The sequence below is a fragment of the Arthrobacter hankyongi genome (assembly GCF_022012395.1).
Lineage (GTDB): Bacteria > Actinomycetota > Actinomycetes > Actinomycetales > Micrococcaceae > Crystallibacter > Crystallibacter hankyongi.
On record NZ_JAKLTQ010000003.1, the window covers coordinates 263,453 to 276,719 of the forward strand.

Below are 13,267 nucleotides of genomic sequence, written 5' to 3' on the forward strand. Positions count from 1 at the left end.
CTTAGGCGGGTCCCTCGCGCCCCACTCATCGGGCGCTCCGGCCGGTGCTCAGCTGCCCGGCTGTTCCCGGGCCGCGCGGGCGGCATCCAGCCGCTGCCTGGCGCCTTCCAGCCACGCCTCGCAGCGTGCCGCCAAGGCCTCGCCGCGTTCCCAGAGGGCCAGCGACTCCTCCAAACTGGCGCCGCCTGCCTCCAACGCTGTGACGACGCCAACCAGCGCCTCCCGGGCCTGCTCGTAGCTCATGGCGCCGATCTCCGCATCGGCTCCGGTGCCGCGGGGGCTGGACTGTTCACTCATGGTTCCTCATCTTCCGCCGCATCTGCGGCCTTGCTGGTCATTGTGCTGGCTGCCCCTTCCCTCGAACTGGGAATCTGCTTCGCTGCGGAATGCGGGCAGCTTCCCGGTTCGCGGGAAATCCTTCTCTGGACGGTGCCGGGGCTACGGCACGACGTCGGCGGCAACCTCGCCGACCGCCACCCGGACCCGGAGGCGGGTGCCCGCCGGGGCATCCTGCGCGTCACGCAGCACCGCACCGTCCGGGAGCTGGACGACGGCGTAGCCGCGGTCCAAGGTGTTCTGCGGCGAGAGCGCGCGGACCTGGGCGCGCAGGTGCGCGATCCGGTCCCGGTCCCGGTCCACGGCCGTGGAAATGCAGCCATAGGCCCGCGCGGCGAGCCGCTGCAGATCCTCGGCGCGGGCATGGACCATCCCCTGCGGATTGGCCAGCACCGGCCGCGAGCGGACCGCGGCCAGCCGTTCTCCCTCGTGCCGGATCATGGTTTCCACGCTGCGGGCCAGCATGGCCCGCGCCCTGGCGATCCGCTCCAGTTCCTCGTTGACGTCCGGCACAATGCGTTTGGCGGCATCCGTGGGCGTGGAGGCCCGCAGGTCCGCCACATCGTCGAGCAGCGGCCGGTCCGCCTCATGGCCGATCGCGCTGACCACCGGCGTCCGCGCCGCGGCCACGGCCCGGATGAGTTCTTCGCTGCTGAACGGCAGCAGGTCCTCCAGCGACCCGCCGCCGCGGGCGATGACGATCACATCCACTTCGGCCATCGCATCCAGCTCGGCCAGGGCCTGCATCACCTGGGCGACGGCGCTGACCCCCTGGACGGCCACTTCGCGCACCTCGAAGGCGACCGCCGGCCAGCGCAGCGAGGCGTTGCGGATGACGTCCTTCATCGCGTCCGAATCCCGGCCGGTGATCAGCCCGATCCGGTGCGGGAGCATGGGCAGCCGCTTCTTCCGCTCGTCAGCGAACAGGCCCTCGGCGGCCAGAGCCTGGCGCAGCCGCTCCAGCCGCGCCAGCAGGTCCCCGAGCCCAACCGGGCGGATATCCCTGGTCTGCATCGACAGCCTGCCGGTCTTGATGTACAGGTCCGGCTTGATCTGTGCCACCACGCGGGATCCGGGCGTCAGCGGCGCCTCGAGCCGGGCCATCACAGCGCTCCAGGCCACCAGGCCGAAGGAGGCCTCGGCCTCGGTGTCCCGCAGGGTCAGGTAGGTGACGCTGTTGCGCCGGTTCAGCTCGATAACCTGGCCCTCCACCCAGGTGGGCGGGACCCTGTCGATATGGGCCTTCAGTTTTTCCGAGAGCAGCCGCAGCGGCCAAGGGTTTTCCGGCGACGTCTGCGCCGCGGTCGGCGGCAGCGTGGTGCGTTGTGCCGGAGCCTCCGCGGTTCCGGCCGCGCTTGCGGGCCCTGGCTGGTCCTGGCTCATTCGGGCCCCTTTCCGCAGCCACCGGTCGGCGCTGCTGGCTGCCGCCGGCAGGCCGGCCCGGTCCGGGGCGGCAGCGCAGCGGCAGGCTGGCATGTGTTCGAAGGTTCCATTCATTCTTACCAGCTACTGCGGACAAACCGGATGTGGCCTATTGTGCTCTACATGGCGGGCCGTCCGGCACGCCGGTCCGGGTCCCGGACGGACAAGGGAAATTGTTGGGAGCAAGCCGATGTGGCTGCGCAGCCTACTGGCCTTCATGTTGGGGCTGGCCGCGGTCCTGCTCGCCGCGGGCGCGCTGCCGGCGGCATGGCTCCACCAGAATGTCTTCGATGAGGAAGGCTTTGTCTCCTTCTCGGCCCCGATGGTCGAGGACTCCGGCTTCCGTTCCGCGCTGGCGGTGGCGGTGGCCAGCGAAGCGTCCGGTCAGCTTGACGTGCCGCCGGCCGTCAGGGCGCTGGCCAGGCCTGCGATTGAGCGGGTCGTCGGCCGGCTCACCGAGCTGGATGGTTTTGAGCAGGCCTGGCGCGAGAGTGCGGCCGCGTCCCACCGCCTGAGCCTGGCGGACCCGGAGCATCCGAAGCTGGCCGTCCAGCTGGCACCGCTGGCACAGCTGGCCGTGCGGGAAGTGGCGGACAGGCTCGGTGTTCAGGCACCAGCCGTCGGGGATCTGCCGGTCCGTTTCGACAGCGGCAGGCTGGAGGGCTATGCAGCCGCAGCCGCCCGGTTGGCTGCGGCGTGGCCGTGGCTTGCCGCCGGTGCGGTGGCAGCCGCAGTGGCCGCGCTGCTGTTGGCACGCCGCAAGGCCACAGCAGTGTTTTGGCTGGGTCTGGGGACCGCTGTGGCCGGGCTGGCCCTGTGGCTTGCCGCCGGTCAGTTGCCAGGGCTGGCCGGCGGGATCTCCGCTGGTGCGCTGGCGGAGGAATTCGCCGTCCGGTTCGCGCAATTGGCGACGGCCGGCTTCCAGCCGTGGGCCGCCGCGCTGGTAGCCGGGGGAGGCGTGGCTGCGCTGGCGGGCCTGGTGGCCCGGCTGGCCGGCCAGCGCTCCGGGCCAACCGGCGTCAGTCGAAAGAATGCCAGCCGATAGAATGGGGCATATGTCTGCCACATCCACCGCTCCGGTTTCCTTGCCCCTGCCCAGCGTCCCGCGCAGGCGACGCAGCCCCGAGGAAATTGACGCCGCCGTCCCGGTGACCGGGCCCAAGCGCGTGCTGCTGGCCGCCCCGCGCGGCTATTGCGCCGGCGTCGACCGCGCGGTGATCGCGGTGGAAAAGGCGCTGGAGCACCATGGGGCCCCCGTGTACGTGCGCAAGCAGATTGTCCACAACCGCCACGTGGTCAGCACGCTGGAGGAACGCGGCGCCATCTTCGTCGACGAGACGGACGAGGTGCCCGAGGGCGCGCTGGTGGTCTTCTCCGCCCACGGCGTTTCGCCGGCCGTCGTGCAGTCCGCCGAGGACCGCGGGCTGCGCACCATCGATGCGACCTGCCCGCTCGTGACCAAGGTGCACCGGGAGGCGGTCCGCTTTGCCAAGGCGGACAACGAGATCCTGCTGATCGGCCACGAGGGCCATGAAGAAGTCGAGGGCACCTACGGCGAAGCCCCGGAGCACACCACGATCGTGAACAACCCGGCGGAAGCGCGCACCGTCCAGGTCCGCGACCCGGACAAACTGATCTGGCTCTCGCAGACCACGCTGTCGGTGGATGAGACCATGGAGATCGTCTCGATCCTGCGCGAGCGCTTCCCGAACCTGCAGGACCCGCCCAGCGACGACATCTGCTACGCCACCTCCAACCGCCAGGCGGCGATCAAGAAGATCGCACCCCAGACGGATCTGGTGATCGTCGTCGGGTCGGCGAACTCCTCCAACTCTGTGCGGTTGGTGGAAGTCGCCTTGGAGTACGGTGCCAAGGCAGCCCACCGGGTCGACTACGCCAACGAGATCGATGAGTCCTGGTTCGAGGGCGCAGCCACGGTCGGCGTTACCTCCGGCGCCTCGGTCCCCGAGGTACTGGTGCGCGAGGTGCTGGTGCTGCTGGCCGAATATGGCTACGGCCAGGTGGATGAGGTGGTGACGGCCGAGGAAGACATCCTGTTCTCGCTGCCGAAGGAACTGCGTACCACGCTCAAGGAGAAGGGGGATTCCTCTCGCGGCCTAGGCGGCCGGGGAACCCGCCCCACGCGCTGAGGCGCCAGCCAGTTCGGCGCGGGAATCTCGGGCCTGCCGAAGGTTCGACGTCTGGGTCTGCTGCGGACACACTGGAAACGGCAGCCGACGGGTTGGAGGCCCTGCGCGAACTGGTGGCCGGCCTGCCGGAGGGATTCCGCTATGAGCCGGCGAGGGTGCTGGCTGACGGCAGCCTGGTGGCGCTGCACGGCATCTACTACGGTTTGGGGCCGGATCCGCTCGTGGCGTTCGCTACCTTCCGTGTTTCGGCCGGAAAGCTTGCCGAGCACTGGGACGCGCTCCAGCCCCGGGTCGCGGCCATTGTCAGCGGCCGCAGCCAGGTTGACGGCACAGCCGTGGTCACCGCGCCGGAGCAGGCCGAGGCCAGCCGCGCCGTCGTCGGTTTTTGTCGAAACCGTCCTGAGAGGCGGGCAGGTGGACCGGATCGCGGAATTCATCAGCGCCGGGCGCTACGACCAGCACACCCCCGGCGTCGCCGATGGCCTGGACGGGCTGGGCGCTGCGCTGAAGGTCTGGGCTAGGCAGGGCTTCACGGTGCAGTACGACACGGTGCACCCACGGTTGCCGACGGTAAGTTCGTCCTGACCCAGGCCGAAGGCCGGCTGGGCGGCAAACCGACCGCCTTCTACGACCTGTTCCGCATCGACGGCGGCAAGATCGTCGAGCACGGGGACGTCGTCACCGCCATCCCCGAATCAACGCCGCACGGTTACGGCTTTTTCTGAGCTAAGCGGGTCCTCCCACGCCGCCTACGCGGACCGTCCGCGGAGCAGGTCCTCCGGCAGCCCCTCCTCGAATCCGGCGTCCGTCCGGTTCTCCGCAGCGTCGGCAATCAGTTCGGGTGCGGCCAGCAACCGCGGCGTGCTCTCCAAGGGCGCCGGCGCCTTGGCATTGTCCAGCGACGTCGGATCGAAGGAATTGATCCGGCGGGCCGTTGGCAGCACCCGGGACTCGAGCGTGCCGACGAAGGCGTTGTACTTCTCCACGGAGCCCTTGAGCGAATTGCCCAGCTTGGTGACATGGTCCCCGAGCGTGCCCAGCCGCTCGTAGAGCTGCCGGGAGAGGTCGAAGATTTCCCGGGCATTCTCCGTGAGCATGTCCTGGCGCCAGGCGAAGGCCACGGACTTCAGCGCGGCCAGCAAGGACACCGGGGAGACCAGGCCGACATTGCGGGCAAAGGAATAGTCCAGCAGGCCCGGATCCGCCTGCAGGGCGGCGGACAGCATGGATTCGGCCGGCAGGAAGCACAGCACCAGTTCGGGGGATCCGCCGGCGGCATCCCAGTACTTTTTGCCGGCGAGCGCGTCCACGTGTGCCTTGACCGCCTTGGCATGATCGCCCAGCAGCCGGTTCCGTTCCTGGCCGCCGGCGCCGTTGTCCCCGGCCGCGTCCAGCGGCAGCTCGGTGGCCTGAAGGTAGGCACGCAGCGGCACCTTCGCGTCCACCACCAGGGCCTTGCCGCCGGGCAGGTGGATCAGCATGTCCGGCCGGAAGATGCGTTCGTCCCCGGCCAGATGCACCTGCTCGGTGAAGTCCACGTGGGCCAGCATACCGGCCGCTTCCACCACGCGGCGCAGCTGGACCTCGCCCCACTGTCCGCGGGCGGAATTGGACTGCATGGCTGCCGCGAGCGTCCGGGTGGAGCGCAGCAGCTGCTCATCGGAGGCCTGCGCCGTGCGAAGCTGCTCGGCCAGCTGCCCGAACTGTTCCACCCGGTCCCGTTCCAGCAGGCCCACCTGGTTCTGCACATGCCTGAGCTTTTCGCCCACCGGCGCGAGCGCGCGCAGCACGGCGTTCTCGCGGTCCTCCAGCACGCTTAGCTCACGGTTCTGCCGGGCCAGCAGCCGGCCCTCGGCCTCTGCCGCGGCCAGCCGCGCCGCCGCCTCGCCCAGCCGGGTACCGGCGTCGTCGAGCTCTGCCGTCAGCTCCGCCACCCGGCGGCGGCAGACCACTGCCGCCGCGCCCGCGCCCACCAGCAGGCCCACGAGCAACAGCAGCAGCGACAGCACGATTCCAAAAGCATCCATGTGTCCACCTTGCCAGTCGCAGCCGACAAAACCCGGCAGGCACCCGGATTGGCGGACGAATCGCGGCACAGGCGGCTGCACCGCTATCCTTGAATACCGTGGCTCTTACTATCGGCATCGTCGGACTGCCCAACGTCGGCAAATCAACCCTCTTCAATGCACTGACCCGTAATCAGGTCCTGGCCGCGAACTATCCGTTCGCCACCATCGAGCCGAATGTCGGCGTCGTACCGCTGCCGGACCCGCGGCTGGACCGGCTGGCCGAAATCTTCGGCTCCCAGCGCATCCTGCCTGCCACCGTCTCGTTCGTGGACATCGCAGGGATCGTCCGCGGCGCCTCCGAAGGCGAGGGACTGGGCAACCAGTTCCTGGCCAATATCCGCGAGGCCCAGGCCATTGCACAGGTCATCCGGGTCTTCGACGATCCGGACGTCGTGCATGTGGAGGGCAAGGTCGATCCGCGCTCGGACATGGAGACAATCCACACCGAGCTGATCCTGGCCGACCTGCAGACCCTGGAGAAAGCGCTGCCCCGGGTGGAAAAGGAAGTCAAGATCAAGAAGCGCGACGCTGCCGAACTGGCCGCGATGCAGGCGGCCCAGGCCGTGCTGGAGCGCGGGGAGACCATCTTCGCCGCTGGTAGCAAGCTCGATCTTGAGTCCCTGCGCGAGCTGAACCTGCTGACCGCCAAGCCGTTCATCTATGTCTTCAATGCGGACGATTCGGTGCTGGGCAGCAAGGAGAAGCAGGAGGAGCTGCGCGCCCTGGTGGCCCCGGCGGACTGCATTTTCCTGGATGCGAAGCTGGAGGCCGATCTCGTGGAGCTGTCCGAGGAGGAGGCCCGCGAAATGCTGGAGATGAACGGTCAGGACGAATCCGGGCTGGACCAGCTGGCCCGCGTCGGCTTCCACACCCTTGGCCTGCAGACGTACCTGACCGCCGGTCCGAAGGAGGCCCGGGCCTGGACCATCAACCAGGGGGATACCGCCCCGCAGGCGGCCGGGGTGATCCATTCGGATTTCCAGCGCGGCTTCATCAAGGCCGAGGTCGTCTCGTTCGATGACCTCTCCGGTGCCGGATCCATGGCCGAGGCCAAGGCTCGGGGCAAGGTGCGCATCGAAGGCAAAGAGTATGTGATGGCCGACGGCGACGTGGTGGAGTTCCGTCATGGAATAACCTCTGCGGGCCAAGGCAAAAAGTAGGCGACTGGGGCGCTGGACCACGCGTCCTCGGACTCCGGGGGCCAGAGGGGCACCATGCTGACCTCAACCGTGGTGGTCAGCGATCAGACCAGTACGAGCTCGCGCCATCAACAGGACCTTGGTCGCTCACCAGTGCCGCGGGCCTCACGCAAACTGTCGGTCCTCGTCGGTAATCTGCATCGTAGCGCTTTAGTGCGTGAAATATCCCGGGAAGGACGTAGGAGACACATGACGACCACTGACCGGAATCGTGACTTCCGAGAGGCGCGGCGGGCAAAAAAGGACGAGTTTTATACCTCGCTTCGCGACATCGAGCTCGAGTTGGAGCATTACACACGCCACTTCGAGGGAAAGGTCGTCTACTGTAACTGCGACGACCCGCGTGCGAGCAACTTTTTCCGCTATTTCGCCGCCAACTTCGAGAAGCTTGGTCTGAAGAAGCTCATCACCACCTGCTACCGGAGCCAGGATGACAGCCAGTTTGGTCGCGGCAACTCCGACCAGGCCGTCTACCTGGAGTACTCTGGCGACAAGAACGGCAACAGCGCTCCAGACGCCGAGGAGATAGGCATCCAGCCGTTGGCTGGTGACGGTGACTTCCGCAGCGCCGAGAGCGTCGAGTTGCTCCAACAGGCTGACATCGTGGTAACCAACCCTCCGTTCTCGCTGTTCCGCGAGTACGTGGCTCAGTTGGTCGAGCACCAGAAGCAGTTCCTGATCATCGGGAACTTGAACGCCTTGACCTACAAGGAGATCTTCCCGCTCTTCCAGAACGACCAGATGTGGTATGGCCCGAGCATCCGCAGCGGTGACCGCGAGTTCCGGGTGCCTGACGACTACCCGCTAACCGCCGCCGGCACCCGGGTCGACGACGAGGGCAACAAATACGTCCGCGTGAAGGGCGTCCGCTGGTTCACCAACCTCGACTATCCGGGTCGGCACGAGGAACTCGACCTTCACATGACCTACAGCCCGACCGCCTATCCGAAGTACGCGAACTTCGATGCGATCGACGTCAGCAAGACCATGCACATCCCCGTCGATTACGCCGGTCCCATGGGGGTGCCGATCACGTTCCTCGACAAGTACAACCCGGACCAGTTCGACATCCTCGGGTCCAGCAAGACCCTCGGTCGGCCGATGTCTGGGATCGCAAAAAAGGGCACATACCAGCAGGGCGGCCCGCGCTTCTATCTGCCGAATGGCGACGGCACCTACCGGCGCATGTACGACCGCATCGTCATCAGGAACAAGCAACTGGCATGACTCGAATCAATCGACAGCAGAGAACCAATCGACAGCAGAGAGGTAGCCATGTCGTACCGCTACCTTGGTAACAAGACCCGGCTGGTCGACTGGATTGTCGGCGAGATCTCGAGTGTGCTCCCCGTAGGCTCCTCCATCGCTGACCCGATGTGCGGTACCGCTTCGGTATCGATGGCGCTCGCGCAGGCCGGCTACTCGGTCACTGCGGCTGACGCACTGACCTTCCCGATTGTTCACGCGCGCACGCGCCTTCTCGCGAAGCAGGCACCAACATTTGAAGCGCTCGGCGGCTATGAAGGGGCCCTGGCGTGGATGCGTTCAGCACCGCCCCTCGAGGGATACTTCTTTCGGGAGTTCGGTGACGCCGGCCAGCCGGCGAACGGGCGTGCCCCGCGGCTCTACTTCTCGGCGAGCAACGCCGCGCATATCGATGGAATCCGCGACGGTATCCGCAAACTGACCTCGGCAGGTGCCCTCTCCGAGGTGGAGCATAGTGTGCTACTGCACCACCTGATCTTGGCAACCAACAAGGTCGCCAACATCAGCGGCACCTACGGCTACTTCCGGCGCACGATCTCGGGCCCAGCGCTCAAGCCGCTCGCGTTCGAGCCGATCGCATTCGAGCGAACCCCGGGCCACCACACCGTTGTACAAGGCCCTGTCGAGGAGCTCGCGTCGACGTTCGATACCGACGCGGTGTACCTAGACCCGCCGTACACCAAGCGGCAGTACGCCGGGAACTATCACATCTTGGAGACGCTCGCGCAAGAGGATGAGCCTGTCGCCGCCGGCGACGGCGGGCTCCGTCCGTGGAGTGACCAGGCGTCCGATTTCTGTTACCGGCGCAGCGCCGGCCAGGCGTTTCGCGAGACCCTCAAGCGACTCAAAGTCCCGCACGTGTTCATCTCCTACAGCGAGGACGGTCAGGTCCAGGAAGATGAACTGTTCTCTATCCTGAGCGATTTCGGCAACGTCACGTTGCACGAGCAACCCCATATCCGATACCGCAGCAACGGCCGAGTGAAGGATGGCTCGGTGCTGGAGCGGCTTTACCACGTGGAGGCCTTCTGACCTTGGCGCAGAAACTGAACATTGACCGCATCTGGTGGCGCAACGTCCAACCAGGCGAGTTCTACAACATCGAGCGACACCACCAGATCAATGGTGGAGGCGGATCGCTCTACATCGAGATCCCAAGCTCCATGGTGCCCGCGACCCTGGACTTCCTCGACGCCACCGGGGCCAACGTGGACGACCTTCCGGTCATCAAGATCGAAGCCCGCGTCGTCGGTCGACCGGGTGAGTCCGGTCCGATTGAGTTCCACCGGAAGAAAGGCGGCCGGATGCGAATAGCCCGGCAGAACCGTCGTCAGCCCAATTCCCAGAGACACCCGGCGTGGATCGCGGCGCGTGGATTCCCGACCGCGCCGGATGACGTCGGCAGCACGGAAGATGCACTCACGTACTTCCCCAAGGGCGGACTCCGGATCTATATCGCCAAGACCGTCGAGGGCGAATACTACGCTGGGTTCACCAAGGGGCCTCGCCCTGACAGCATCCGCTCCAACAATCCGATGTGGGACCTTTACCCGCCGGGTAGCAGGCCTGTCGGCGGCGTAATCGATGCGGACTGAGGTGGGGAATGACTGACAAGATTGACGACATTCTGTCGTCCTGGAACGCGGGTAGAAACGTGCTGCTCTACGGACCGCCCGCGACCGGGAAGACTCGCCTCATCAGCGGGCTGTTTGACGCCCTGAACAACCCACCTGAGAGTCAGCGCGGTATCCTCCTAGACGTCTCCGATGCCGAGATGCCGTTCAGCAGGCCCGCGCAGGAAATCAAGATCCCGCAGCCTATCAAGGTCGTGTGGACAACGTTTCACCAGTCGTACGGCTACGAGGACTTCGTACTGGGTCTGAGGCCGGAGATTACCTCCAAAGGCACCTGCCTCCAGCCGTGGGCTGGAGTCTTCCTCGACGCTGCGCTCGAACTTACGGATCCTGAGTCCGAGTACAAGTCCGTCGTGATCTTCATCGACGAGATCAATCGCGGCAACGCCGCCCGCATTTTCGGTGAATTCATGACGTTCCTAGACTTCGATTACCGCGACGACGGAAGCGTTCCCCTCCCGTTGCCACTCCGACAGCTGAGCTACGAGGACGGCAAGAGCGAGGAGATCCGCCGACCCGGTGGCAAGACGACGAAGATTCCCGAGGGCTTCACGTTCCCCAAGCACATCTACATTGTCTCTACGATGAACAGCGTCGACCGGGCTGCAGTCCCCATCGATAGCGCCCTCGCACGCCGGTTCGACCGGATCGAGATGCGACCGAACCTGGACGTCCTCGTCAACCACTGGGGCCTGGAGAAGACCGCGATCACTACGCCAACCGAAGACAACTGGGAGGACCTCACTCCGTTCGAGACCGGCTATTTGCTCCTCGACCGTCTCAACGTTGCGATCGCGTCCGACCTCGGACCCGAGTTCGAACTGGGCCACGGGCTTCTGACGCCGGTGTTGGCTACCAAGACCACCGACTCTGGCACCAAGGAACCGGTTGAGGAGAAGGCCGCTTGGCGCAGCCTCGCCAAGACTTGGGACGACGTTCTATTTCCGCAGCTCGAGGACCGCTACTCCGGCCGTCCCGAGCAGCTAATGGACCTGTTACACGTCGACACCGCCCCGTCGGTCGGCGACTACGCGTGGAACCTGCGTACCGCCAAGGGTGGTACCGTCCAGTCCCGCACCCTCGCTCCGGTCCGGGTGAGCGAGCTCGACATCGACGTGATCAAGAGGTCCTTCAGGTGGCTGACGCGGTAGTCACCCCGCCACGCATCGAGCTCCAGGAGTACGGAGCGCCGGTTGTCCGCTCCGCGGAGGGCCTCGATCTCCACGCGCTTGCTGAGGCGAACAAGCGGTGGAGCAGGGTCTTGGGGCTCTCGGGCGACCCGATCCGTGTCGAGGACCTCGGCGACGGTATCGTGAGGCTGCGCGCCGAGGCCGTTACCGGCGTTGTGCGAGTCGGCGACGTGGACATCGAGATCGCGCCCAAGTTCCTGAGCGCAGCCGATGACGGTTGGCAGACGGTGCTTTGGCGGATCCTCACAGTCGTCGAAGGCGGCCATGTCGACGACAACTTGACGACCGCCCACGAACTCGCTTCGCTGTCCATGCCGGACCTGCTCGCCGAGATGTTCCTCGGGTCCTATGCCAAGGGCGCTGCTCGCGGCCTGCCCCGCGGCTACCAGAGCGAGCAGGCGACCGGCACCACTCTGCGCGGCAGCCTCGACACCTCGCGCCTCGGGCAGTGGGTCGCTCGTCCGTGGGAACTGCCATATGTCGCAGATCTACTCACCGACGACACCCCCTTGGCCCGGCTGCTGCGTTGGTCGGCCGAATGCCTGGCCGCGACTGTGAAAGCGCCCGGACGAGCGAGGGCTGTTCGTGAGATCGCCGCCGGCTTAGCCCATGTCGGCAGGCAGCCTCCGCATCTTCTCGACGCGCAGCGGATTTCTCTCGGCATCCAGCATCAAGGGCTGGAGCCCGCGCGGATCGTTGGGCTCCTGTTGCTTGAAGGTGCCGGTGTTCACCATGCCAGCGGCAAGCATGCGCTCTCTGGGTTCCTCTGGAACTCCGACGTGATCTACGAAAACTACATCTACTGGCTGTGCCAGCGGGCGGCCAGCCGCCGCGGTGAGCGTGTCGATAAGCGTGCGATTAAGTTCGGCGAGGTAATTGCTGGCAAGGGTTCCAAGCTGGAAACGACGCCCGACGTGGTCTTCTACGACGGCCAGGGAACACCAGTCGCCATCACTGACTCCAAGTACAAGCGTCTCGGCACTCGACCGAAGGCACCCGACACCTACCAGGTCCTGACGGCCGGACACGTGCTCGGCTGCAGGCGAATCTCTCTTACCTACCCGGTCGCTCAGGACCGGGCCCCAACGGTCTGGCGCGTCTCGTCGGCGTTGGGAGGCAGCGACATCGAGTTGACCGCGCTACCTCTCAACCTCATGTCGTTGGCTCGCCCTGAGGGCCCTCAGGTGCTGATCGATACGATTATCCACTGGCTCGACGAGGACGTGTCCACCGGACTTGATCAGTAGGGCGGTCGCTGAGATCCGGAACGCTGCTCATCACAGGGCTTGGGAACGGCGGTTCCACTAACATCTCCAAAATGAGACGAGACCCGTTCACCAGCAAGGCGCCGGTGAACGGGTCTCGGAATGTTGTCTTAGAAGTTTCAGCCTCGGGCTGGGGTTTACGAGACTCCGGCTGTCGAACGGTGCCGGTAGTAGGTCGCCTTGGACCACCCGACAGTTCGGGCGGCATCGATGACCCCGAGTCCCTCGGCGTCGATGAGGTACTTCACCATCCGGAGGTTTAGCGCGACCTTCGCGGCGTCCGGGGCCGGACGGCCAAACTTGACGCCCCGGGCCTTCGCAGCATCGACACCGGCCTGGACGCGTTCCTGGATGAGCTCGCGCTCGTACTCGGCGAAGGTCGCCATGAGGCTGAGCATGAGCCGGCCTTCCCGGGTCTCGGGAGTGATGCCGTCGGAAAGTGATTTGATCTTCACGCCGCGGTCGACAAGATCCTTCACTGTCGTGATGACGTCGATCATCGAGCGGCCGATGCGGTCGATGCGCCACACGACGAGTTCATCACCTTCACAGAGCCGTCCGTCGAGATTCGTCCACCCCGAACGGGATTTGGCTTCCTTGGAACCGGAGACCTGGTCGGAGAAGATCTGCTTCGCACCAACTCCGGCATCGATGAGTGCCCGGCGCTGGAGGTCGTCGTCCTGCTTGTCCTTCGTGCTCGTGCGGGTGTAGCCGTACTTCATGGTGGATTCCTTTC

13 protein-coding genes are annotated in these 13,267 nt (G+C 65.9%); 9 read left to right on the forward strand and 4 right to left on the reverse strand.

Going from position 1 to position 13,267, the window contains the following annotated elements; genetic code table 11:
- Positions 1–48 precede the first annotated feature (48 nt).
- Both LVY72_RS07455 and xseA read right to left on the reverse strand, forming a co-directional pair.
- Complete coding sequence (locus LVY72_RS07455; RefSeq protein WP_237819265.1) at positions 49–297, reverse strand: exodeoxyribonuclease VII small subunit; 249 nt, start codon at positions 295–297, stop codon at positions 49–51.
- A gap of 141 nt (positions 298–438) precedes the next feature.
- The gene (gene xseA / locus LVY72_RS07460) at positions 439–1,719 is read right to left on the reverse strand and encodes an exodeoxyribonuclease VII large subunit (protein ID WP_237819267.1); all 1,281 of its coding nucleotides are present in this window, start codon (positions 1,717–1,719) and stop codon (positions 439–441) included.
- A 229-nt stretch (positions 1,720–1,948) separates the two neighbouring features.
- On the opposite strand from xseA, the gene LVY72_RS07465 reads away from it, so the two are divergent.
- The 3 genes from LVY72_RS07465 (at position 1,949) to LVY72_RS07475 (ending at position 4,493) form a co-directional block, all read left to right on the forward strand.
- Positions 1,949–2,803 (forward strand): hypothetical protein, encoded by an 855-nt coding sequence (locus tag LVY72_RS07465; protein ID WP_237819269.1) that lies wholly within the window; start codon positions 1,949–1,951, stop codon positions 2,801–2,803.
- Between the two features lies 1 nt (position 2,804).
- Positions 2,805–3,908 (forward strand): 4-hydroxy-3-methylbut-2-enyl diphosphate reductase, encoded by a 1,104-nt coding sequence (locus tag LVY72_RS07470; RefSeq protein WP_237819271.1) that lies wholly within the window; start codon positions 2,805–2,807, stop codon positions 3,906–3,908.
- Between the two features lie 414 nt (positions 3,909–4,322).
- Complete coding sequence (locus LVY72_RS07475) at positions 4,323–4,493, forward strand: hypothetical protein (RefSeq protein ID WP_237819273.1); 171 nt, start codon at positions 4,323–4,325, stop codon at positions 4,491–4,493.
- Positions 4,494–4,657: 164 nt separating this feature from the next.
- Here the strand turns inward: LVY72_RS07475 and LVY72_RS07480 are convergent, their stop codons facing one another.
- Positions 4,658–5,935 carry a DNA recombination protein RmuC gene (locus tag LVY72_RS07480; RefSeq protein ID WP_237819275.1) on the reverse strand — a complete coding sequence of 426 codons (1,278 nt, stop codon included), beginning with the start codon at positions 5,933–5,935 and terminating at the stop codon, positions 4,658–4,660.
- A 98-nt stretch (positions 5,936–6,033) separates the two neighbouring features.
- Between LVY72_RS07480 and ychF the strand changes: the two genes are divergently transcribed.
- The 6 genes from ychF (at position 6,034) to LVY72_RS07510 (ending at position 12,513) form a co-directional block, all read left to right on the forward strand.
- Positions 6,034–7,137: a redox-regulated ATPase YchF gene (gene ychF, locus LVY72_RS07485; protein WP_237819277.1), complete on the forward strand. Its 1,104-nt coding sequence runs from the start codon at positions 6,034–6,036 to the stop codon at positions 7,135–7,137.
- 228 nt (positions 7,138–7,365) lie between these two features.
- The gene (locus LVY72_RS07490; RefSeq protein ID WP_237819279.1) at positions 7,366–8,403 is read left to right on the forward strand and encodes an adenine-specific methyltransferase EcoRI family protein; all 1,038 of its coding nucleotides are present in this window, start codon (positions 7,366–7,368) and stop codon (positions 8,401–8,403) included.
- Positions 8,404–8,451: 48 nt separating this feature from the next.
- Positions 8,452–9,474 (forward strand): DNA adenine methylase, encoded by a 1,023-nt coding sequence (locus LVY72_RS07495; protein WP_237819281.1) that lies wholly within the window; start codon positions 8,452–8,454, stop codon positions 9,472–9,474.
- A gap of 2 nt (positions 9,475–9,476) precedes the next feature.
- Positions 9,477–10,037 (forward strand): hypothetical protein, encoded by a 561-nt coding sequence (locus LVY72_RS07500; protein ID WP_237819284.1) that lies wholly within the window; start codon positions 9,477–9,479, stop codon positions 10,035–10,037.
- Between the two features lie 8 nt (positions 10,038–10,045).
- Positions 10,046–11,227, forward strand: coding sequence for an AAA family ATPase (locus LVY72_RS07505; protein WP_237819286.1), 1,182 nt, complete (start codon positions 10,046–10,048; stop codon positions 11,225–11,227).
- A complete protein-coding gene (locus LVY72_RS07510) occupies positions 11,212–12,513 on the forward strand; it encodes a 5-methylcytosine restriction system specificity protein McrC (protein WP_237819288.1) in 1,302 nt (433 codons plus the stop codon). The genes LVY72_RS07505 and LVY72_RS07510 overlap by 16 nt, the downstream gene beginning before the upstream one ends.
- Before the next feature lie 155 nt (positions 12,514–12,668).
- On the opposite strand, the gene LVY72_RS07515 is transcribed toward LVY72_RS07510, so the two are convergent.
- Positions 12,669–13,253 (reverse strand): recombinase family protein, encoded by a 585-nt coding sequence (locus LVY72_RS07515; protein WP_237819290.1) that lies wholly within the window; start codon positions 13,251–13,253, stop codon positions 12,669–12,671.
- Positions 13,254–13,267: the final 14 nt, after the last annotated feature.

What these genes read in the sequence shown, in the direction of transcription:
- LVY72_RS07455 (WP_237819265.1), bottom strand. Translation starts at nt 297, where the DNA reads ATGAGTGAACAGTCCAGCCCCCGCGGCACCGGAGCCGATGCGGAGATC.
- xseA (WP_237819267.1), bottom strand. Translation starts at nt 1,719, where the DNA reads ATGAGCCAGGACCAGCCAGGGCCCGCAAGCGCGGCCGGAACCGCGGAG.
- LVY72_RS07465 (WP_237819269.1), top strand. Translation starts at nt 1,949, where the DNA reads ATGTGGCTGCGCAGCCTACTGGCCTTCATGTTGGGGCTGGCCGCGGTC.
- LVY72_RS07470 (WP_237819271.1), top strand. Translation starts at nt 2,805, where the DNA reads ATGGGGCATATGTCTGCCACATCCACCGCTCCGGTTTCCTTGCCCCTG.
- LVY72_RS07480 (WP_237819275.1), bottom strand. Translation starts at nt 5,935, where the DNA reads ATGGATGCTTTTGGAATCGTGCTGTCGCTGCTGCTGTTGCTCGTGGGC.
- LVY72_RS07490 (WP_237819279.1), top strand. Translation starts at nt 7,366, where the DNA reads ATGACGACCACTGACCGGAATCGTGACTTCCGAGAGGCGCGGCGGGCA.
- LVY72_RS07495 (WP_237819281.1), top strand. Translation starts at nt 8,452, where the DNA reads ATGTCGTACCGCTACCTTGGTAACAAGACCCGGCTGGTCGACTGGATT.
- LVY72_RS07505 (WP_237819286.1), top strand. Translation starts at nt 10,046, where the DNA reads ATGACTGACAAGATTGACGACATTCTGTCGTCCTGGAACGCGGGTAGA.
- LVY72_RS07515 (WP_237819290.1), bottom strand. Translation starts at nt 13,253, where the DNA reads ATGAAGTACGGCTACACCCGCACGAGCACGAAGGACAAGCAGGACGAC.